This window comes from Candidatus Tisiphia endosymbiont of Ceraclea dissimilis (assembly GCF_964030735.1).
GTDB lineage: Bacteria > Pseudomonadota > Alphaproteobacteria > Rickettsiales > Rickettsiaceae > Tisiphia.
On sequence record NZ_OZ034917.1, the window covers coordinates 1484272 to 1505109 of the forward strand.

Consider the following 20838-nt stretch of genomic DNA (forward strand, 5'->3'; position numbering starts at 1 on the left):
ATTTGTAGTTATGACTTTAGAAGAATTTCACCAAAAATATAATTATGCTCAATCAACCAAGATGATGCAACAATATTTAGACATCAAATTTGCTAATCTTGATTGTCTTCTATTGTTTAGGATGGGTGATTTTTATGAAATGTTTTTTGAGGATGCAATTCTTGCCAGTCAAGTTTTAGGTATTGCTTTGACTAAAAGAGGTTCTAATGGTGATTGTGAGATTGCTATGTGTGGTGTCCCTCATCATGCTCTTGAGACCTATTTGAATAAATTAATTGAAGAGAATTACAAAGTTGCTATTTGCGATCAATTAGAGACACCCGAAGAGGCAAAAAAACGTGATGGTTATAAGGCTGTAGTACATAGGGATGTAACGCGTATCATCACCCCAGGTACTATTACTGAGGAATCTTTAATTGATGTTTGTGAGCCTAATTATTTGGCAAGTTTAGTTTTGTTAAAAAACAAAGCGTCAATTTGTTACGTAGATATTTCTACTGTGGAAATTTCAGTTATTGAGATTCCGCAAAATGAGATTATCAATGAACTATCGCGTCTTAAGCCGAAAGAGATTTTACTTAGTGAAAATTTGAGGGGGCATCAATTAGCTAGTAATATTAATAACCAATTGCATTTTCGTATCTCATATCAAGTTGATAGTTTTTTTGCTAGTAAGAAATGTCATAAAATTATCTTAGATTTTTATAAAATTAATGATCTAAAAGCTATAGGTGAAGTATCTGAATGTCAAATAAGTAGTATTGGTAGTGTTTTAGAATATTTATCTTTGACCCAAAAGCAAAATATACCTTCTCTACCTTTACCTCGGTTGGTTAATTATCATAATTTTATGATAATTGATTCGGCAACTCGGCGGAATTTGGAAATTACCAGTAATTTATTAGGAAAAACCAAAGGCAGTGTCCTTGCTACTATTGATCATACCGTTACTAAAGCTGCCAGCCGTCTATTATATCACTTTTTATCTACACCACTAATAGATATTGATCAAATAAATTCTCGACAAAATATAACAGAGTTTTTTTATAAAAATATTGCCATAGTAGGAAATATTAAAAAATTACTCAAGAAAACTGGAGATTTAGAACGTTGTTTATCTAGAATTATGATGAATCGCGGCTCAGGACGAGATTTGCTAAATATTAAATATACGTTAAATGCTGCACTGGAAATAAAGGGTGAATTTATTGCTCATTACGGGCTAAATCTGCCAGATTATATAGAGAACTTAATCAAACCATTATCTGGCAATGAACAATTATATTCTTTAATAGACCAGGCAATTAGAGAGGATGCACCAAATAATATCAATGAAGGCGGTATAATAAATCATCATTATCACCCTAAACTACAAGAATTATATGATCTAATTAATAATGGCAAATCACATATAGAGAAGCTAAAGAATCTATATCGTCTTGATACTGGCATTGAAACTCTCAAAATATCACATAATAATGTGCTTGGGTTGTTTATTGAAATTACCCTAAGACATAGTGATAAGATGGTAGACACAAAATTTATTCATCGTCAAACAACTTCTAATGCTAGTAGATATACTACTATTGAATTACAAAAATTAGAAAGCGATATGGTTAATAGCAAAAGTTTAGCAATTAGTCTTGAACTGGAATTATATAATAAAATATGCCAGCAAGTTATTGATAATACCGTATTTCTGCGATTACTTAGCTGTTCTTTGAGTCAGCTTGATGTATTCTGTAATTTTGCTTATATTGCCGATGAATATAATTATGTTAGACCAGTTTTAACGAACGATTTAACTTTTGAAGTTATCAAGGGACGTCATCCAGTTGTTGAACAAAGCCTATTAACCGATAAAAAGAGCTTTATTGACAATAATTGCACTTTATCCGAAGCTAATAGAATTTGGTTAATTACTGGACCTAATATGGCTGGTAAAAGTACTTTTTTGCGGCAGAATGCCCTAATAGCCATATTAGCACAAATTGGTAGTTTTGTACCAGCGACAAGTGCCAAGATAGGAGTGGTAGACAAGATATTCAGTAGAATAGGGGCAGGGGACGATTTACAGGCAGGACAGTCGACTTTTATGGTAGAAATGCTAGAGACATCAGCTATTTTAGCACAATCTACTAAAAATTCCTTAGTAATACTAGATGAGGTTGGGCGTGGAACTTCGACATATGATGGCGTATCAATTGCTTGGTCAGTGCTTGAATATATTCATGATAATCTCAAATGCCGATGTTTATTTGCTACGCATTATCATGAATTAACCAGTATGAGTAATTTTTTGCCAAGCCTAAAAAATTATACAGTTGCTATTGAGGAATTAGGAAAAGAAATATTATTTTTGCATAATATTATAGAAGGGGCGGCTGATAAATCTTATGGAATTCATGTAGCCTACTTAGCGGGGCTACCAAAATCTGTTATAATTAGGGCGAATGACATTTTAGCAAAATTAGAAAAAAGTGCAACGTACAAAAATAAGCATATATTAAATACCGAATCAAACAATTTAAGTCTATTTAATTTGCCAGTAGAAAGTAAAAAAGAAATGAAATTCAATAAGTTAGAAAAAGAAATTAATACAATCGATCCTGATCAACTCTCCCCTAAGCAAGCTTTAGAGTTAGTCTATAAGTTAAAAGGATTGATTGTTGAGTAAACGCCTATGATGACGTATAGATCACCAAGGCTATATGGATTGCTTCGTCGTGCGGTTTCCGCACTCCTCGCAATGACGTTTGGGGGGCATATACGTCATTGCGAGACCATGTAATGGTCGAAGCAATCCATAAAAGTAACCAAAAATGGATTGCTACGACCTACTTTCGTGGTCTCGCAATGACAACTTTTCTACTTTATTTTCTTAAAACGTTGCCAATTCAAGCTAATTCACTTTAAGATTATAAAAATAATACTTGCCCTATTAATTATATTCTCTATAATACACACCATAAAACAAAAATCCGTTCAATACGGCATATGAATTTGTATGTCATTAGAACAATTAACTTTAATTAAGTAATAGCAATGGAAATAGATTTTAAAGACTATGTAAAGAATGGTAATTATTTACATCTTCAACACCAGAGTACAATATTAGATGACCATAATAATTTAGAAAAATTATGTTCGTTTCTAGAAAACAACCCCCATATTACAGCACTTAACCTAAAAGGTTGTAATATTGATAATGCTAAGATTAAATTGTTGATAGCTTCAATAAAGCAGAGCAAGATTACTACTCTTGATATATCATACAACCAATTATATGATGTGGATGCAGCTGAAATAGCTGAACTCATTAACCTTATTACCCTTGATATATCATGCAACCAATTAACTACTAAAGGGGCAGCTAAGCTAAGTACACTTTCTAACCTTGTCGCTCTTAATCTATCATATAATTCATTAGTAAGTAATAAATGGGCAGTTAAAATAGATGAACTCACTGAGCTTGCTAGGCTTAATAATCTTCGTGAACTCACTAAGCTTACTAAGCTTAATGAGCTTAAGATATCAGGTAACAACTTAGGCCCTAAAGAGGCAGAGGTACTAGCTCAACTCAGCAATCTTACTACCTTGCATATACCAAAGAACGATATAGGTTCTGAAGGGGTGAAGGCAATAGTCAACAATATCCCGAATATTTTTGATCTCGATGTATCTAGTAACAACTTAGGTGATAAAGGAGCAATTGAAGTAGCTAAACTCCCCCTTACGAAGCTTGCAATAAAGATTAATAAGATAGGTGATGAAGGTATGCAGGCAATAATAGCTAACCTCCATCTTAGCGAGCTAGATATGTCGTGTAATGATATAACTGATGCAGTACTAGATGAAATAGTTGCAAGTGTCCCGGGGAAGATTACTAAACTCGATTTAAAAAGCAACCGTAAGATATCTTATAGCGGAATAGAGAAATTAGCTGTAATAGAAAACACTAATATTATCATCTCTGATAGGGAGGATATTGAAGAGCTATTCTTGAAGTTCCTACGATGTGGTAATATTACGTCCGAAAGCATTAAAAAGATAGTGTTTGAAGCAGCCAGAATGTATAATGCGTGTAATAGTGCCCCCCTTATACAACATATAATAAACTCTCCAGAAAAATACCCCTTTGCTATAAACTCACGAGACAATGAAGGACACTCACTATTAAGTTTTTATAATCTTTTCGATCCTGATATGCAACAGTTTCTTTTTCAGCACGGTGCAGTACCAGATCAAAAGCAAGAGCAAGATAATAGGCTTAAGACATTAGCACGAGATACACAGTCCGTTCATACAACAGAAGCAGTAAAATTAGTGAATTTTATTACTGATAATTTATTTAAAGCTTATGGTAATATAGAAAATAAACAACAGTTGCTAGTAAAAGCAGAAGAATATCAGGCAGGATTAACTAAATTGGATCAAGTTTATCAAAATTCAATAAAATTAAAATTACTTAGCTTGTCTGATGGTGCTAAGCGCGACACCATGAAAAAGACGTTAGTGGCAAATCAACCTACACCAAGTGATCAAGACTATGTTGCTACCGTAATCGAGAAAGCTAAGATAGCACTAACAACAATATACCTAGCCAAAACAAATGGTCACTATAATCAAGGATATCCTACCCATAAAATGAAATATGGTGATGGTCATAAAATAACTATTCCCCAATCTTTGGGACTTGTTAAATCATTAATAGATACTATGGAGATTCCAGTTGCTGAAAAACTGGAGCTGTTGGTAACATTAATGAGACAAAATCCAGAATTAGTTGAAAGTAAACTGGGAATAATACAAGATAAATTAAACATAGATGTTCCACCAACAATATTAGTAGATTCTACAAAATGTCATAAATTCTTAGCAAGCAATCCTGTTATAAAAAAGACTCCTCAGATAATAGGTGATTTGTTTAATAGTATTAGTGATTTAGATATAGACCAAACCTGGAGAGAGCAAAAAGCATTTACTGTAGCAGAAAACATCTACATTGCCGCAACCGCATATGGTAAAGATAAAACTGCTTGTCCCCAAGGAGTATTGGAAGATATTGTTAATAGTGTAACTGAAATAAATAAAGATTTTTATAATGAATTTATTAAATTGCAAGAACAAAATTTAGAAGAAGAGAGAGCAAGAACTTCTATCACAGAAAACAATATTCAGGAATTTATTGGCGTATTAGCTAAGAAGTTAATAAATTTTGTTGAAGACAAACCAGTATTACAAGAACGCCTTGCAGACCTTGATTTCGTCACGATAGATATGGAAAAACCACAATATATTAGCATAAAACAGCAAGAGTTTTTAGCACAGATTAATACAGCATTTGCAGAAATCAAAAAATACTTACCTAATTATAATAGAGAAATACCAACATCTGATGAATATGATCTTATAATCAAAATGTTAGCAAAACATCCTCTTATAGAAAACTTTGCAACAGACCACTATAAATTGCAAGAATCCGCATTGCAACCAGAAGATGATATATCTGCCCATTTATCAGTTGAAGGATACCAACAACCATTGGATGACCAAGATGGTGTTGAAATAATTGGGGATGAAGGATACTAATAATAATTGTCACCCCTGCGAAAGCAGGGAGTTTAGATTCCCGCCATTGCTAAGAATGACAAGGGACTCAATAGACCTCTTGCATAACCTAAAGATAATTTATGCAAAAGGTCCAATGACAATTAAACCAGCAAAGCATTAGCCACAAACTTAGTTAATGTAGGCGGCAAGAATGATGTTAATTCTTTATTGACTTCATCAATATTCTCTATTTTATTACCATCTCGACTTAAGGTCATCTCACCAGAAGTAACATGCTGCATAACAAGTTCAATGATTTGCTTGTGGTCATTATTACCGTTCATATATCGTAGAGCAAACCTCTCAAAAAGATTAATAGCTACCACTTCATATCTTTGGTTTGTTACCCACATATTAGATGTATGAGTTACCTGATATGAAATAAGCTTTGATGCTTTAGGTTTATCAAGATTTACTTCTTTCCTATTATTCTGTAAGGTGATATTAATATACCCTTGCAACACTAACTTCATGGCATTAGCTAAAAATTCAGCCTTTATTTCATTCAGTTTTGCTCCTTGCAGTTTTTTATTACTACTAACAGCAATTTTATCAAAACTCATTGGATTATTGATATTCTCAGAGAAAGTATAGAGTATCGCTTTCATATAAGGAGAAGATGTTGATAAATTATTATCCTTATTACCATTATGAAAAAACTTGGCGACTTCAGATGAATTAAGGTCTATATCAACAAGAGGCTTTTCTGGCACTATATTAAATGTCATATTAAATTTAGTAATATCCTCATTTTTGATAGCTCTATTTAATTTAATATTATTGTGACAAAGTAAGGTTGACCTAAATCGACGATTGGTAATGAAGTCCATATATTGTTCTATTCTAACAATATCATTTATTGCTTGTAATTTCTCTACCACTTTTGCCGGCATATTTCCTAGATACATGGTGGAAATATTACAATCAGACAAATACTGTAAATTATTTTTTTTAGCCTCATCCATAAATTCATGAAAATAATATTGTACATTATCTTCTTCTAAATGGTCATGACGCAAATAATGGTCATTTTGTTTGGCAAGTAAACTAGCTTCATTTTGTAATACTTGAGAATAAGGCGATTTAGAAGATTCCAAACTATCATTAACGAATTCAAGTAATAACCTAGATTGAGTAATTTTATCTTGAATGTTATTAAAGGCATTTGAGTGATAAAGCATCATATCTCTTATAGTACGAATCATATTCCAGCCGGGTAGGGTATTATAACTAATATACATGATGCCGTTATCTGATAAATTTTTATTACCTATCTCAAAAATCTTATCCTGGACAATTTTTGGCACCCAAGAGATTACTCCATGACAAATTATATAATCAAATTTACCAAATGATTCATCAATATCCGTAATAGAATAATGTCGGAATTCTATATTTTTAAGTTCTAATCCTTCTTTATGTTTATTAGCTTCATCTATTTGTACTTTAGATAGATCAACTCCAACAAAATGTGCTTTAGGATAATTGACAGCATGAGGTATTAAATTACCTCCTGCCGCACACCCTAGCTCTAAAACCCTTGCAGTCTCAACTGCTGGTGATTGCATACCAAATAACACAGCAAGTGTTTGTAGATGGTATGGAGATGTTAAGGCATACGAATAACTCTCATAAGGCAGTTCATCGTATGTATTCTGAGATGTTGAGGCAAGCTCTAAATTAGCAGTCATATGTTCTCCACACTAAAATTTAAATGTATTATATACTAAAAAGTTTCATGTACTAATAGTCTTTTTACATTAAATTGGTAATTTATAAGTAAATCCTATACCAAATTCTCCAACCCCTATGGTTTTTTTGATAGGAATTGCTGGGATAAATTTCTGAGTTTGCATATCCAAAGTATCATAATTAATCTTTATGGAATGAGCAGCTTGTAATTTTACTGCTATATCAACGCTAAAATTACTAGATAAATCCTTAGAAAGCCCAAGACCTACTTGCCAAGCAAAACAATTACTATCAGTGGTTCTAATTCTAAAATATTCTACATCCATTAACTTCCAGCGAGAAGAAGCGGAACTAACTTTTACCTGAGCAATTCCAGCACCTAATATGACAAAAGGAGTCATTTCTTTAATTTTGTCAAAATCATATACAATATTAAGCATATATAAATTGGAAATTATCTTAGTGGCACCCGGAGTTTGTGGTATAATTAAACCGGCAACCTCTTGTTTGGGTAAAACATAATTTAGCCGGTATTGTGGATGATGTGTTGCTGAAAACTCAATAGCCATTTGCGGATAAAAGCTGTAACCAATCTTACCGCTATACATCTTAGACCTTTTTAAAGTAAAGTCAGTACCCGAATCATGGCGAAATTTTTTTACCACCGGCTGTACTATTCCGGCTTCTGTCCCAATATAAAAAAATCTCTGATCAGCCTCAGGATTAACCTCATCTGCCTGAGCATTGGTAAAAAACAATGAGCCTATATAAATAGTAGATAATATTTTTGCTAATTTATTCATTATAATTTTATGCTTATTGAAAGCGAGCATTATATAATTATCCACTGATAGGTCAATATAAAAGATTTTTATCTATTGCGAAAAGAATGGGTAAATCTATAGTAATTGCTTTAGCCGGATAGTTCTATAATATATATTATGGAAAATAAGGTTAATATATGATTAATATTATTAAAAATTTTTAAAAAATAATATCTTTTGTTATTAGTGGCACTAAATTTTATGGTATATTATCTTTAGTGTCATCCCTGCTTCGGTGAGTAAAAAAGCTGACTGCATGGATTGCTTCGTCGGCTTATGCCTCATCGCAATGATGTTTTTATCAAGAACTCGCGGAAATGACAATAGTGGGTGGAAATGAATAATATAAATAGTGGTTCTTATGGGAAAAATTACAACAACAAAAGAAGAATTAGATTTTTACAAATCAGATAAAGACTTTCTAAATCAAGCTTTTAGAAATTCTATTATAGCTCAGGACTTTACGGCACTTGAATTATTATTTAAGTTAACTAACTTAAAATCTTGTTTAAAAATAAGCTCCAAGGAATTATTTTATGAATTAGTTCCATTAGTCGAAGATGATAACAATGTAAATATAATAGAACTAATAATTAATGAGTTCAAGGTTGATCTCAGAGAACAAAAAGATTCAGCAGCTAAAGCAACTTTACTTGATCAAGCTGCTATCTATGGATCTGAAAAAATTGTCAGTTTTCTACTTAGCAAAGGATTTAATCCTAATAATCAAGATTTTCAAGGACAAACTTCAGTACATAGAGCAATAATTGCTAATAGTTTGCCAACTGTTATTACACTCATTAAAGCTAAAGCAGATTTAAATGTTCAAGATAATCAAAAATTTGCGTCTCTTTATTTCGCACGTTTACTTGAATATACTCCAATAGTCAACGAATTAAAAGCAGCCGGAGCAGAGCTAATTGCTCCAAGTGGTAAATTCTATAATTATGTAGCATTCGCCAAAGAGGTATTGAAGAACAAGGGAAAAGTAACAGCTAAACTTGTAGAACCGCAACCAGAGGAAGATAAAATCTTAGGCTTTTACAAAGGAATGGCAGATTTTTATAAAGCTATTTTATCAGAAAAAAATAACGAAAAATATTTTGTAGGTGCGATCGATGGTATAAAAAGCTTCCTTGAGCAATTAGCAAAACCTTCTGAGAAGATGTCATCTGATGAAATGCCATATGTCATTAACAGCTTAGAAACGTTAATTAGATTATATAAGCACTATCAATATCAAGAGAGTGCTGAATTGCAAAAATATATAATAGATAAAGCTACAACCTTGGAGTTATCTACTATTCTGACAGTATTATATAATATAATGTGTATAGAGTGCTTAGGAGTAGCAGATGACAATAATGCCATTAAATATGCTGAATATGCCCATAATTATCTAATTAAGAGTTTCAAAAAACTACCAGCTGGAACATATAATGAATCGTTATATGAGATCTTATTTAATCTAGGATTAGCGTGGAAACATTCTGATATAGCAAAGTCTTTAGAGTATTTTTCTCAGGCGGAAAAATTAACGCCAGATGATCAAGGGGCAATAATGGAACAATTAAACCATTATATTAATAATGGTGATATTTACAATATTTCAAGGCAAATAGCAAAAATTAAAGATAGTGCTATTAGAGAGTTGTATCAAATAATGCTTAATATTGTTGGGTCTGCACCAAATTTTTCTATTTTAACAGCATTAGAAAACCATGCAAAGACGTTAACAGATCCAGCACTGCAAAATTTATCTACAATAATGCTGCAATTTGCATCTAAGCAAGATGCTTCCCTTGCAGAATTAGGTACGTTTTTTCAGAATAATACACATCAGAACGATTATTTAGCGATTTATAAAGAAATATGGATAAAATTCTTTTTACAACATAAGGAATTTAACAAAGCCATTGAGTGTTGCAATGAAATCACTATTTGTTGTACAAAGGAGCTTAATATACCAATTAAATTATTTAAAATATTAAAAATTTGTAAAGAAGCTGGGTTATGGCAAGAAGGGTTAGAATTTATTAACCAGCAGTACAAACAATATCCTGAAATTTTAGGACATCATACTTTCCCTCTTCTTAAATATCTAGAATTTATATTTTATAAACAGAATGGTTTGGAAGAAAAATCTGAACCCTGCTTACAGTTTCTAAAAGAGAATGCTAGCTTAGGCGATAGGTCTGCTCTGTTACTATCCTCTGCTCAAGATTTTGCTTTTTATATAGCTGTAGAAAAAGAGGATTTTAACACAGCCATGTGTTATTTAAATAACGCAACTAGTTTAGATTCATCAACTATAGCTAAAATAAAGCTACTTAGTTCATTACTAGCAAAACTTCAAAAAGAGCAGGAACAAGCCCCCCTAGCCCAGCCTGCTATCATAGGACTGCAGAAGAGAATAATATTGTTTCAATCAACTTGATCAAGGATCCTGGCAAGTTAAATGAGTTTATTAGTAATCTTACTCCGAGGTCAATACATGCTTATTTTCAATACCAGAAAAAAGCTTTACTTAAAAAGTCATTAGACACTGCTACTAAAGAACAGCCAGCTACTTGGAATACTGGTAAAGATACTTACGTCTCTAATCAACAAGATATTTATTCTGTAGAAGATAAACCAAATTTCTATGTGATGGTTGATCGAAAGTTGAAAGAGAAAATGGATAGTCAACTACTTGAAAATTTTAATAATGCCTTATTAAAAGGATTAATTGATAAAGACCATAAGAGTAATGGGATAAAAATTATACCCAACATACTGATAGAGCTTAAAATTACTGGTGATGAGCGATTATATACATATGAGATTTATAAAAATCCTCAAGGCAAATACTTAATTTATTTTAACAAGCAAGGTAATCATAATGATGTAAAGAATGCGGTAAAACTAAGCAAAGGTTTAAAAATTATTGAAACAGATGAAATATCTTATTTCTCTTCTCTTCCAAAAGAGCCTGAGTATAGCACTGATAAACAAAAGTTAGATTTGGAGGAGATGAAAGCATTAGCACTGCACTTACAACAAGAAGAGGAGATGAAAGCATTAGGGGTTTCTGATAATGATGATGCCGATTAATATTATAATTCTATTCTTAAATTTTGATTGACATGCTATAAATTAATTTGTCATTCCGAGTACTCTTGTCATTCACGCGTAGGCGGGAATCTAGTATAAACCCCTGCCTACGCAGGGGTGACATAAAGTTGAGATGACATAGAACAGAATTGCTTCGTCGGCTCAAGGCTCCTCGCAATGACGGTTGAGGCTCAAGGCTCCTCACAATGACAGTGCTGATAAAGAAGCGTTGCATCACCATAACTAAAAAATCGCATTTTTTGATCTATAGCATATTTGTAGATATTAGTTATTTCCTGATAGCCAGCAAATGCACAAACTAACATGAATAATGTAGATTTTGGCAAATGAAAATTGGTAACTAACATATCGACAATTTGAAATTTAAATCCTGGTCTAATAAAAATGGCTGTTTCAAATCCACCATTTGTTATTTGCCCATTATTTGCTATGGCGTTACTTTCTAATGCTCGTAAGGTGGTAGTGCCGACGGCTATTATTCGTCTATTTTCTTTTTTTGCCTTATTAATCATATCTTCAGTTTTTTTATCTATATGATAATACTCTGAATGCATTTGATGTTGATCAATATCTTCAGTTTTAACTGGTAGGAACGTCCCTGCCCCAACATGCAAGGTAATAAAGGCAGTTTCAATATTTTTTGCTTTAACTAATGCCAACAACTGTTCGGAGAAATGTAGCCCTGCAGTTGGGGAGGCTACTGCTCCATGGTTCTTGCTATAAACTGTTTGATATCTATTATAGTCAAATTCTTCTGAATTGCCTATATCATCCTCTAAATTAGCGTCCTTTGGTAAACTTTCTCCCCTTTTGATATAAGGAGGTAGCGGGATTTCACCATATTTCTCTAAAAACTCAAAAATTGAGATATTATCTAGAGCAAAAGCCACCTCAACTTGTCCCATTCCAAGCTTTTTACTTATAATAATCTTATTACCAGCAAACTCAAACTGATCTTCAATGGCAAGTCTTTTTGATGGCTTGGCAAAACCATGCCAATAATTATCACTTATTGCCTTGTTTAGGTATAATTCGATCTTTTTACCAGATTTATTCAGTAGCAATTTGGCGTTAATAACTTTCGTGTCATTAAATACCATTAAATCACCAGGGCATAGATAGTCGATTATATCATGAAACTTGGTCTGCACTAAGTGATTATTTGGGGCAGCTACCAATAAATTAGACTCATCTCGTTTTTTTGCTGGGTTCTGGGCTATTAATTCACTCGGTAAAGTAAAATCAAAATCAGATAATTTCATTAGTTCTCCTGCAAAACTTTACGTCATTGCGAGAAGGCGTAGCCGACGAAGCAATCCATTTGGATTGCCGCGTCGCCGCAAAGCAGCTCTGAGCCATGACGCTTGGCAAGAGGTCTATTCAGGCAATACTTCTCCATCATCACTACCATCTTGCATATTTTCTTCTTCTGTTTCAGGGCTTTCAGCAATCAACGCAACAGAAACTACTTTTTCTTCTTGCTCAGTTTTAAATAATATTACCCCGCTAGTATTACGTCCAGTGATACGTACCGATTCAAGTTTACACCTAATTAGTTTGCCGTTATTAGTAATTAGCATCAACTCATCAGATATATTAACCGGCATTACGCCAACAACCAAGCCTGTTTTATTAGACACATCCATATTAACAACACCGCTCCCACCACGATTAGTAATCCTATACTCATATGCCGAACTTCTCTTGCCAAAACCATTTTCCGTAACAGTGAGGATAAATTCTTCAGACAGTGCCATTTCCAAAATTTGTTCTTTAGTTAAATTTACCCCATATTCTTCTGGAGTAAATTCTTTACCATCAGCTATTAACAATCTTTCCTCTAGAGGAATTGATCGGTAAGTTTCTCTTTCATCCATAGTGCAGGAGATGCCTTTTAATATGGTCATAGAGATAACATAATCGCCTGAAGCAAGTCTCATCCCTCTTACTCCATCAGAAGTGCGGCTTTTAAATACCCTAACTGAACTAGCAGGGAATCTTATGGCTTTACCAGATTTTGTTGCCAGTAACACATGATCTTCATCTTTACAAACTTTAACATCTATTAAAAGGTCATTATCATCAAGCCTAATAGCAATTTTACCATTTGATTGAATACGTTTAAAGTCTGATAAATCATTTCTCCTGATATTACCTTGGCTTGTAGCAAAAATAATATTCAAACTATCCCACTCATCCTGATTCTCAGGTAATGGCATAATATTATTGATATGCTCTCCTTCTTTTAAAGGTAAAATATTGACTATTGGTCTGCCCTTACTCTGAGGATTACCGAGCGGTAATTTGTATAATTTTAAGCTATATACTTGACCAATATTTGAGAAAAATAACATTGGTGTGTGAGTACTACCAACAAATATTTGAGTAGTAATATCCTCGTCTCTCATTGACAGCCCTGACCTGCCCTTCCCTCCCCGGTTCTGTGCTCTATAGGTAGCAAGAGGTACGCGTTTAATATAACCGCCTAATGTTACGGTCACAACCATTTCTTCTCTTTGGATAAGATCCTCTATATCCTGATCGAAATCACCAAATTCAATGCTAGTAAGACGTGGTGTAGCGAATTCATCTTTAATTCTAATTAACTCGTTTTTTAAAATCTCTAAAAGCTTTTCACGGGATGATAAAATAGCAGTATAGCCTGTAATTTCCTCAGCAATTTCTCCTAGATCACTTTCTAATTTATTCTTCTCCATAGCAGTTAAACGTTGTAACCGCATTTCAAGAATAGCTTTTGTCTGTGTTTCAGTAAAATAACACTTACCATCATCGGCTATCACCGCTCTATCATCAACAAGTTTTACTAAATTTATGATAGTTGATGCATCCCAAGTCCTTTGCATTAATTGCTCTTTAGCACTTGCCGGATCACTTGAAGATTTAATAATTCTAATAACTTCATCAATGTTACTAACGGCAATAATTAGTCCCAATAAAATATGAGCTTTATCCCGAGCCTTATTTAATAAATATATCGTTCTCCGAGTGATTACTATTTCTCTAAAATTAACAAAAGCCGCTATTACTTCTTTTAAGTTCATAACTTCTGGTAGCCCGTCTTTTAGAGCTAACATAATCACCCCAAAACTGGTTTGTAACTGAGTATAAGAATATATTTGGTTTAGCACCACTTCGGCTACCACGTCTTTCTTTATTTCAATTACTACTCTAATACCATCTTTATTTGATTCATCTCTAAGATCGCTGATACCCTCTATCCGTTTTTCTTTGACTAATTCAGCAATTTTCTCAACTAATTTAGCTTTATTAACCATATATGGTATTTCTGTAATAATAATAGCCTGTCTATTATTAGCAATCTCTTCAATTTCTGCTCGACCTCTAGTTAGAATACTCCCCCTGCCCGTTAAGTAAGCCGACCTAATACCGTTTGTACCAAGTACAATACCAGCCGTTGGAAAATCAGGACCTTTAACCACTGACATAAGTTCTAATATTTCTATATCATTATTATCAACATATAGGCAGCAAGCATCAATAATCTCTCCAAGATTATGAGGCGGAATATTGGTGGCCATACCAACAGCAATACCATTAGTACCATTTATCAAGAGATTTGGAAACATTGATGGCAATACTGTAGGCTCTTTCTCAGAACCATCATAATTTGGAGCAAAATCAACGGTTTCTTTGTCAATATCTTCAAGTAATGTATGAGTAACTTTAGCCAGTCTTGACTCTGTATACCTCATAGCAGCAGGTGCATCACCATCTCTCGAACCAAAATTACCCTGTCCATTAATTAGTGGTAATCTTAAAGAAAAATCCTGTGCCATTCTTACTAATGAGTCATAAATTGCCGCATCACCATGTGGATGATATTTACCCATTACATCACCAATAATTCTCGCTGACTTACGATGAGGTTTGTTAAAGTAGTTAGAAGCTTCATACATTGCATAAAGGATTCTGCGATGTACTGGCTTTAGACCATCGCGTACATCTGGAATAGCCCTACTGACAATTACACTCATTGCATAATCTAAGTATGAGCCTTTCATCTCATCTTCAATGTTAACAGATATTAAGTTTTGATGATCTATAATAGCCACAGTTAGAACCCACATTTATTAAAGTAATATTCGAATGGTTTAAGTATAGTACATATTCGGAAAGAAATCTATCGTTGAATGAGCATAGGCTAGCTAGGAAAGATATTTTTTTCAAGATGATTGAGATTATATATTTAATGATATATAATAATTATTTGAGGTAAGTATATTTAGGAAATATTTATGGACGATAAAAACCAAAATAAAAAACTGACATGGATGGAAATTTTTGAAAAATTGTCACTAATACCAACAGGGAATTCTTTTGATAAAGAAGGTAGAGCAGATTCACCAATTGAAGAAAAAGGAGAATCAAACAAAAGATATAGTGATACATATCCCTACTTCAATGATTTTTGATAAGGTATAGTCAATTGATGAGAAGTTGGGGATATAATCACTCCTAGTCCCAAATTTTCTTGAGTTGACTATAGAATTAACAACATAGAAGGAAGTAGTTGATATGCAAAAATATTTAGACCCAACAAATGATAGTCTATTTAAGAAAATCTTTAGTGATCTGGAGAGGCTAAAAGAATTTCTTAATAGTATTCTTGATTTACCTGAAAAGCATAGAATTAAGGAAATCAACTTTCTTTCATTAGAACATTTACCTAGAATTCATCAAGGTAAGAGAAGTGTATTTGATTTGAAAGTTAAAGATGAGTCAGATCATTGGTACATTATCGAGATGCAGAAAAGAAATGAAACCGATTATTTAAAAAGATTACAATATTATTCTGCTCATTCATATGTTCAACAACTTACAGAAGGGGTGACTCACAATGATTTATTACCGATAGTAGTAATATCATTAATGAAATCAAAAATATTTGCTGAAGAAGTACCATATATAAGTTTTCATAAAACTATTGAGACCACAACTAAGAAACAGCAACACATATTTGATATATCGTATGTCTTTATAGAGCTTAAAAAATTTAAAGATATTAAGCAACCATTATTGAGTATTGCCGATGAGTGGTTACATCTATTTAAATATGCAACAAAAGAAAATACCCCCCCTGTAGGAATTAAAAGTAGTAAGGTATTAGAAGCTTACCATGTTATCGAGATGCATGGACTAACACCAGCAGAATACGACTTATATGTAAGATGCAAATTGCAGGAAGATGCGGAAGATATTGCTTTAGAAGAAAGCTTTAAAGAAGGTGAAGCTAAAGGCAAAGCTGAGGGTAAAGCTGAAGGTAAAATAACCATGGCAAAGAAAATGTTGGCTAAAAGAAAGCCAATAGATGAAATCATTGAATTTACCGAACTAACCATTGAGGAAATAAAAGCGTTAAAGGAAGAAATAGAACAGTCAAAAAAGAATAGCCTATGAGCAAAAGTAAATGACAACTTACAATTGCTTTTTAGGCTAACGCATTCTTGCAATGATATTAGTTTTTTATAGAATTTTTAAAGAAAATGTTTAGATAAAAAAAACTGTAAATTAAATAATTCTAATGCTTCTGCTAATGATTTTGGTAATGGCACTAAATTATATTGTTGATCAAAAGCATTACCATATATTTTACTGATATTATTAATTTTATCAGGAAATTCCAGACCTAATAATATAGAATTTAAAATAGTGAAAATTGCCAAATAAGGATCGGTTAGTGGGCTTGCTATTCGATGTTCTAGTCTTCTAGGAAACGAATCAGGAATACGTACAGCAACAGTTCTATTGTTATTACCAAAAGACACATTAGTTGGTGCCATAAAATTTTTATCGAAGCGAAGATAATCATCTTCATTCGGCATAAATACCAAAAAACTATCGAGCATATAATGACAGATGCTCTGTCCTATTATATCTAATGAATATGGATTGCCACGATCACTACGTGATCTCGCAATGACGTTTGTATTATAACTCGTCATTGCGAGGCGGCGTGAGCCGACGAAGCAATCCAAATTTAATTTTTCTGGATTGCCACGATCACTACATGATCTCGCAATGACGTTTGGGAGAGTTTGCTTCGCTGCTACTAAAGTATCTTCTCTCAATAACGTTGAAGAATCTATAAAATTTACATGAAAATGCATACTACTACCATAATCGTTGGGAAATGGTTTGGCAGAAAAATTTACCTTGCCCTGCAATTTTTTTGCAATAATTTGTATTTTAGACTTAGTGCTACTAATTTTTCCTATATACTCAATTATGTTAGTAGAAGGTGGTAAATCTATCTCAAATTGATTATCACCTTTTTCTTTCTTAACTACTATGCCAAGCAGAGTTTGCAATTCGAGTGGAGCAATATTTTTGCTCAAATAAAACTCTATTTCCACTCCAATACAAGGGGTTAGTGAATAGTCTGTTTGGAATTTGTTGATGATTTTTTGCAATGCATTGTTCTTTTGCAAATGATCTGATAGTTTATAAATAAAATCCTGTGGAGTTGTCATGTGCATCAGTTAGTAAAGAATAAAGTATATTATAAAATTTTTGATAAAAGCTTCAAGCAATCTAGTCATGTTTATAGTAAAAAAAATAAGTCTGGTGTTTCTAATAACTTAGAAATTGTCCAAAATAATAGGTTAGCAGTAGTTCAACATTATAATGCTGATAACATTATCATTTTGCAGCAAATGCATGGTACCAAAGTTATTGATGCTGATCTTGATATTGATACTGATACTGATATTGAAGCTGATGGAGCCGTTACTACAAAAAAAAATCTAGTGCTAGCAATACAAAGTGCTGACTGTGTTCCTGTGTTATTTAGTAGCGAAGATGGTATGGTTATAGGGACTGCTCATTGTGGTTGGCGTGGGGCTAAAGCCGGTATCATTAATAATGTGGTAAAATTAATGCACAACAAAGGAGCTAAAAACATCAAAGCTATTATTTGCCCTAGTATTCAACAATGTTCTTATGAAGTTGATCAGGAATATTACGATAATTTTATAAAACAACGAGCTGATTATTCAAAATTCTTTATTAATTCCTTGAAAATAGGATATTATATGTTTGATTTACCAGCTTATGTAGAACTTCAATTGCAAGAAGCGGGTGTTAAAGATATAACCAGGATATTAGAGGATACCTATAGTAATCCTGAGAAATATATAAGTTATCGACGTTGTTGCCATACTGGAGAGTTATATAACCATACCATATTATCTACTATTGTAATTTGTAATTAAGAAGTAAATAAAGCAAATGTTTAAAATTTTAAAAATATCTTGTATTTTACTAATCGTATTATGCAAAAATTATGAGCTATGTGCAGCAGAATATAGCTTTGAAGAAGCAAAAAACAAGTATTATGATCTAAAATTATTGCAGCCTAAAGAAGATGATGATGGTCGAATTCAAACTCTTAATAAGAGAGGAGCAATGTCACCACAATTAGATGAGGTAACAAAGAAATTTATAGAATTTTCAAAAAACCGGATGGTTTTAGAAATCGGTGGGGCTTATGGAAAAGCTATGATGGAAACACTAAAGAAGCAACATAACGTTACTTACCATTTAAATGATCTTGATGAACGTCATCTTTTTATTGCAGCACACAACATAGAAACATTAAAATTAAACCAATCAACTTTAGATAAAATTAAATTTATCTCTGGTGATATTACTTCAAACTTAGAAATTCATGATAAGTATGATGCTATTCTGATAGCCCGGGTTTTACATTTCTTTTCTCCAGAGCAATTAGATAAGGCAGTTGCCAACATATTTAATCTGTTAAAAGATGGAGGAAGGGTTTATGCAATTGCTATTACGCCATATGTTAAGCGTTATGAAAGGTTTATTCCTGAATATGAGAAAAGAGTATTAAATAAAGAACCATTTCCTGGTTATGTTCAATCTGTAAAAAATTGGCTAAACACCTCAGTTACTAGCTCTAACCAGCTTGCGTCAATTAATGATGAACCGTTTATGTTTATGGATCAAAATGTACTAACTACCATCTTTAAAAAACATAATTTTAGAATAATTGAATGTAAAATAGCTGGATTAAAGTATAAATCAAAAACATGGTCTCTAGATGGCAGAGAGACGGTGATTTTGATAGCAGAGAAATTAAGTAACTAAAGATATTTAAGGAGATATTATGAAATCACATAGTTTTACATCTGATGATGCTATACAAAGTTCGGATAAAAATTTACAATTTATAGCAGAATGCTTTGATCCTAAATATGACAAAGATTATAAAGATGAGATTGAAGTACAACGTAGATTTAATAAGGATATAGAACGAAAAGCGGTCTTTTATATTGAGACTCCAAATGGGGGGCTAGTAGACCTAATAGCTCAGTGTAAGGTAGGTAAAGATGATGAGTATAAAGTAACCTATCAAGACATGCATAAGGCATTAACCAATGATTATAAATTGTCAACACAACAAACAGAATATATCTTAGCAGCAAATTATCAAGCTGGTATAGCTGGTGGTATGGCTGGATTTAACAAACTAAAAGCAAAAACATACGATGATTGCTACTATAAGGATGGTACGGATGTTATAATGAATGAGTGGCTAAGAGATGGTGTTGTGTCGAAGATTATTATAGATAAAGATAATAATCTATCATATGTTGGAGAACAGAAAGCCATATTTGATTGTAGTAAGTACGTTTTAGCTCCATTTTCAGACCTTAGAGATATGGTAGATACAAAATTTAATAGCCAAGATTTTATGGCGATAAATATTACAGCTACATTAGGAACAGTAGGAGAAGCCGAACCGAAACAGCAAGTAATAATTGATGTAGCTGGTACTGGAGAGGTTGCTAATCAATTTATTGGCAAGTTAGAAACAATCAAAGCATCCTGTCCTGCCAAAGATCCTTTATCAATTATTAAGAGTAATGGTGCTTTATCGAAGGAATTAGTAGCTGATGCTCTTAATGCTGAACAATATAAAGAAGCTGTAACAGAAAAAATTTCAGAAATTTTACATTCTGAACAAGATGAGACTAAAGCAATAACAGCATTAAAAAGACTAGATGGTGTTAAAGAGGCTTTAGCTGATTTGTTAGTAAAACAAATTGACCAAGCAATCGAAACTCAAAAAGATAAAAAAACCAATAAATTAAGTGCAGAGTCAATTAACGATATTGCTAAAGAAACTGTTGATCAGTTAAGTAAGTTTATTGCTCAACCAGACAAATATACAATGAATAAATTTTCTAAAGATTTAGTAAAAGAGCGAGCTACTTCATCGAATGTGATAGTTCCAAGGAAAAATTTTGTTGAAAAAATTTGTCAGTATTTAAAAAATAAATGGCACGGATATTCTTACGATAAAAGCAAGATAGCAGCACTTGAACAATTGTATGATAAAGCAAAAATTGTAGGACAGGCAGCAAAATCACATATTTCATCTAAAATATTAATATCACCACCTCCACATAATAAAAAAGAGGGGGTTAGGACAATTTAGAAAGAGTTATCGTAAGCAGAGGGCTAGATTCCCGCCTACACGCGGGAATGACAAGGGACTCAATGTCACCCCTGCTTACCTTAGTGTCAC

Annotated in this window: 13 protein-coding genes and 1 pseudogene; 9 read left to right on the forward strand and 5 right to left on the reverse strand. The window is 32.8% G+C overall.

Going from position 1 to position 20838, the window contains the following annotated elements; genetic code table 11:
- Positions 1-10: 10 nt before the first annotated feature.
- Together mutS and ACQH1V_RS07040 are read left to right on the forward strand one after the other, a co-directional pair.
- Positions 11-2677 (forward strand): DNA mismatch repair protein MutS, encoded by a 2667-nt coding sequence (gene mutS, locus ACQH1V_RS07035; RefSeq protein ID WP_425360279.1) that lies wholly within the window; start codon positions 11-13, stop codon positions 2675-2677.
- 368 nt (positions 2678-3045) lie between these two features.
- Positions 3046-5592: a hypothetical protein gene (locus ACQH1V_RS07040; protein ID WP_425360280.1), complete on the forward strand. Its 2547-nt coding sequence runs from the start codon at positions 3046-3048 to the stop codon at positions 5590-5592.
- A gap of 122 nt (positions 5593-5714) precedes the next feature.
- On the opposite strand, the pseudogene ACQH1V_RS07045 reads toward ACQH1V_RS07040, so the two are convergent.
- A pseudogene (locus ACQH1V_RS07045) lies at positions 5715-7283 on the reverse strand (methyltransferase regulatory domain-containing protein); the annotation flags it as partial.
- Positions 7284-7373: 90 nt separating this feature from the next.
- Entirely contained in the window at positions 7374-8108 is a 735-nt protein-coding gene (locus ACQH1V_RS07050) for an outer membrane protein (RefSeq protein WP_425360281.1), read from the reverse strand.
- 382 nt (positions 8109-8490) lie between these two features.
- Between ACQH1V_RS07050 and ACQH1V_RS07055 the strand changes: the two genes are divergently transcribed.
- On the forward strand, positions 8491-10566 hold the full coding sequence (locus ACQH1V_RS07055) for an ankyrin repeat domain-containing protein (RefSeq protein ID WP_425360282.1): 2076 nt from the start codon (positions 8491-8493) through the stop codon (positions 10564-10566).
- Positions 10563-11222: a hypothetical protein gene (locus ACQH1V_RS07060; RefSeq protein WP_425360283.1), complete on the forward strand. Its 660-nt coding sequence runs from the start codon at positions 10563-10565 to the stop codon at positions 11220-11222. The genes ACQH1V_RS07055 and ACQH1V_RS07060 overlap by 4 nt, the downstream gene beginning before the upstream one ends.
- Before the next feature lie 191 nt (positions 11223-11413).
- On the opposite strand, the gene queA is transcribed toward ACQH1V_RS07060, so the two are convergent.
- On the reverse strand, positions 11414-12505 hold the full coding sequence (gene queA, locus ACQH1V_RS07065) for a tRNA preQ1(34) S-adenosylmethionine ribosyltransferase-isomerase QueA (protein WP_425360284.1): 1092 nt from the start codon (positions 12503-12505) through the stop codon (positions 11414-11416).
- A gap of 114 nt (positions 12506-12619) precedes the next feature.
- Positions 12620-15286 (reverse strand): DNA topoisomerase (ATP-hydrolyzing) subunit A, encoded by a 2667-nt coding sequence (gyrA, locus tag ACQH1V_RS07070; RefSeq protein ID WP_425360904.1) that lies wholly within the window; start codon positions 15284-15286, stop codon positions 12620-12622.
- Between the two features lie 234 nt (positions 15287-15520).
- On the opposite strand from gyrA, the gene ACQH1V_RS07075 reads away from it, so the two are divergent.
- Both ACQH1V_RS07075 and ACQH1V_RS07080 read left to right on the forward strand, forming a co-directional pair.
- Positions 15521-15697 (forward strand): hypothetical protein, encoded by a 177-nt coding sequence (locus ACQH1V_RS07075; RefSeq protein ID WP_341748929.1) that lies wholly within the window; start codon positions 15521-15523, stop codon positions 15695-15697.
- A 103-nt stretch (positions 15698-15800) separates the two neighbouring features.
- The gene (locus ACQH1V_RS07080; protein WP_425360285.1) at positions 15801-16682 is read left to right on the forward strand and encodes an Rpn family recombination-promoting nuclease/putative transposase; all 882 of its coding nucleotides are present in this window, start codon (positions 15801-15803) and stop codon (positions 16680-16682) included.
- A gap of 77 nt (positions 16683-16759) precedes the next feature.
- On the opposite strand, the gene ACQH1V_RS07085 is transcribed toward ACQH1V_RS07080, so the two are convergent.
- Entirely contained in the window at positions 16760-17755 is a 996-nt protein-coding gene (locus ACQH1V_RS07085; protein WP_425360286.1) for a glutamine synthetase, read from the reverse strand.
- Between ACQH1V_RS07085 and pgeF the strand changes: the two genes are divergently transcribed.
- The 3 genes from pgeF to ACQH1V_RS07100 are packed head-to-tail and all read left to right on the forward strand — an operon-like array spanning position 17756 to position 20748.
- Positions 17756-18496 carry a peptidoglycan editing factor PgeF gene (pgeF, locus tag ACQH1V_RS07090; protein ID WP_094649672.1) on the forward strand — a complete coding sequence of 247 codons (741 nt, stop codon included), beginning with the start codon at positions 17756-17758 and terminating at the stop codon, positions 18494-18496.
- A gap of 16 nt (positions 18497-18512) precedes the next feature.
- Entirely contained in the window at positions 18513-19394 is an 882-nt protein-coding gene (locus tag ACQH1V_RS07095; RefSeq protein WP_425360287.1) for a class I SAM-dependent methyltransferase, read from the forward strand.
- A gap of 19 nt (positions 19395-19413) precedes the next feature.
- Positions 19414-20748 carry a hypothetical protein gene (locus ACQH1V_RS07100; RefSeq protein ID WP_425360288.1) on the forward strand — a complete coding sequence of 445 codons (1335 nt, stop codon included), beginning with the start codon at positions 19414-19416 and terminating at the stop codon, positions 20746-20748.
- The last annotated feature ends 90 nt before the right edge of the window (positions 20749-20838 follow it).

Excerpts from the sequence above, each read along its gene's own strand:
- mutS (WP_425360279.1), top strand. The coding sequence starts at position 11 with ATGACTTTAGAAGAATTTCACCAAAAATATAATTATGCTCAATCAACC.
- ACQH1V_RS07040 (WP_425360280.1), top strand. The coding sequence starts at position 3,046 with ATGGAAATAGATTTTAAAGACTATGTAAAGAATGGTAATTATTTACAT.
- ACQH1V_RS07050 (WP_425360281.1), bottom strand. The coding sequence starts at position 8,108 with ATGAATAAATTAGCAAAAATATTATCTACTATTTATATAGGCTCATTG.
- ACQH1V_RS07055 (WP_425360282.1), top strand. The coding sequence starts at position 8,491 with ATGGGAAAAATTACAACAACAAAAGAAGAATTAGATTTTTACAAATCA.
- queA (WP_425360284.1), bottom strand. The coding sequence starts at position 12,505 with ATGAAATTATCTGATTTTGATTTTACTTTACCGAGTGAATTAATAGCC.
- gyrA (WP_425360904.1), bottom strand. The coding sequence starts at position 15,286 with ATGAAAGGCTCATACTTAGATTATGCAATGAGTGTAATTGTCAGTAGG.
- ACQH1V_RS07075 (WP_341748929.1), top strand. The coding sequence starts at position 15,521 with ATGGACGATAAAAACCAAAATAAAAAACTGACATGGATGGAAATTTTT.
- ACQH1V_RS07080 (WP_425360285.1), top strand. The coding sequence starts at position 15,801 with ATGCAAAAATATTTAGACCCAACAAATGATAGTCTATTTAAGAAAATC.
- ACQH1V_RS07085 (WP_425360286.1), bottom strand. The coding sequence starts at position 17,755 with ATGACAACTCCACAGGATTTTATTTATAAACTATCAGATCATTTGCAA.
- ACQH1V_RS07095 (WP_425360287.1), top strand. The coding sequence starts at position 18,513 with ATGTTTAAAATTTTAAAAATATCTTGTATTTTACTAATCGTATTATGC.
- ACQH1V_RS07100 (WP_425360288.1), top strand. The coding sequence starts at position 19,414 with ATGAAATCACATAGTTTTACATCTGATGATGCTATACAAAGTTCGGAT.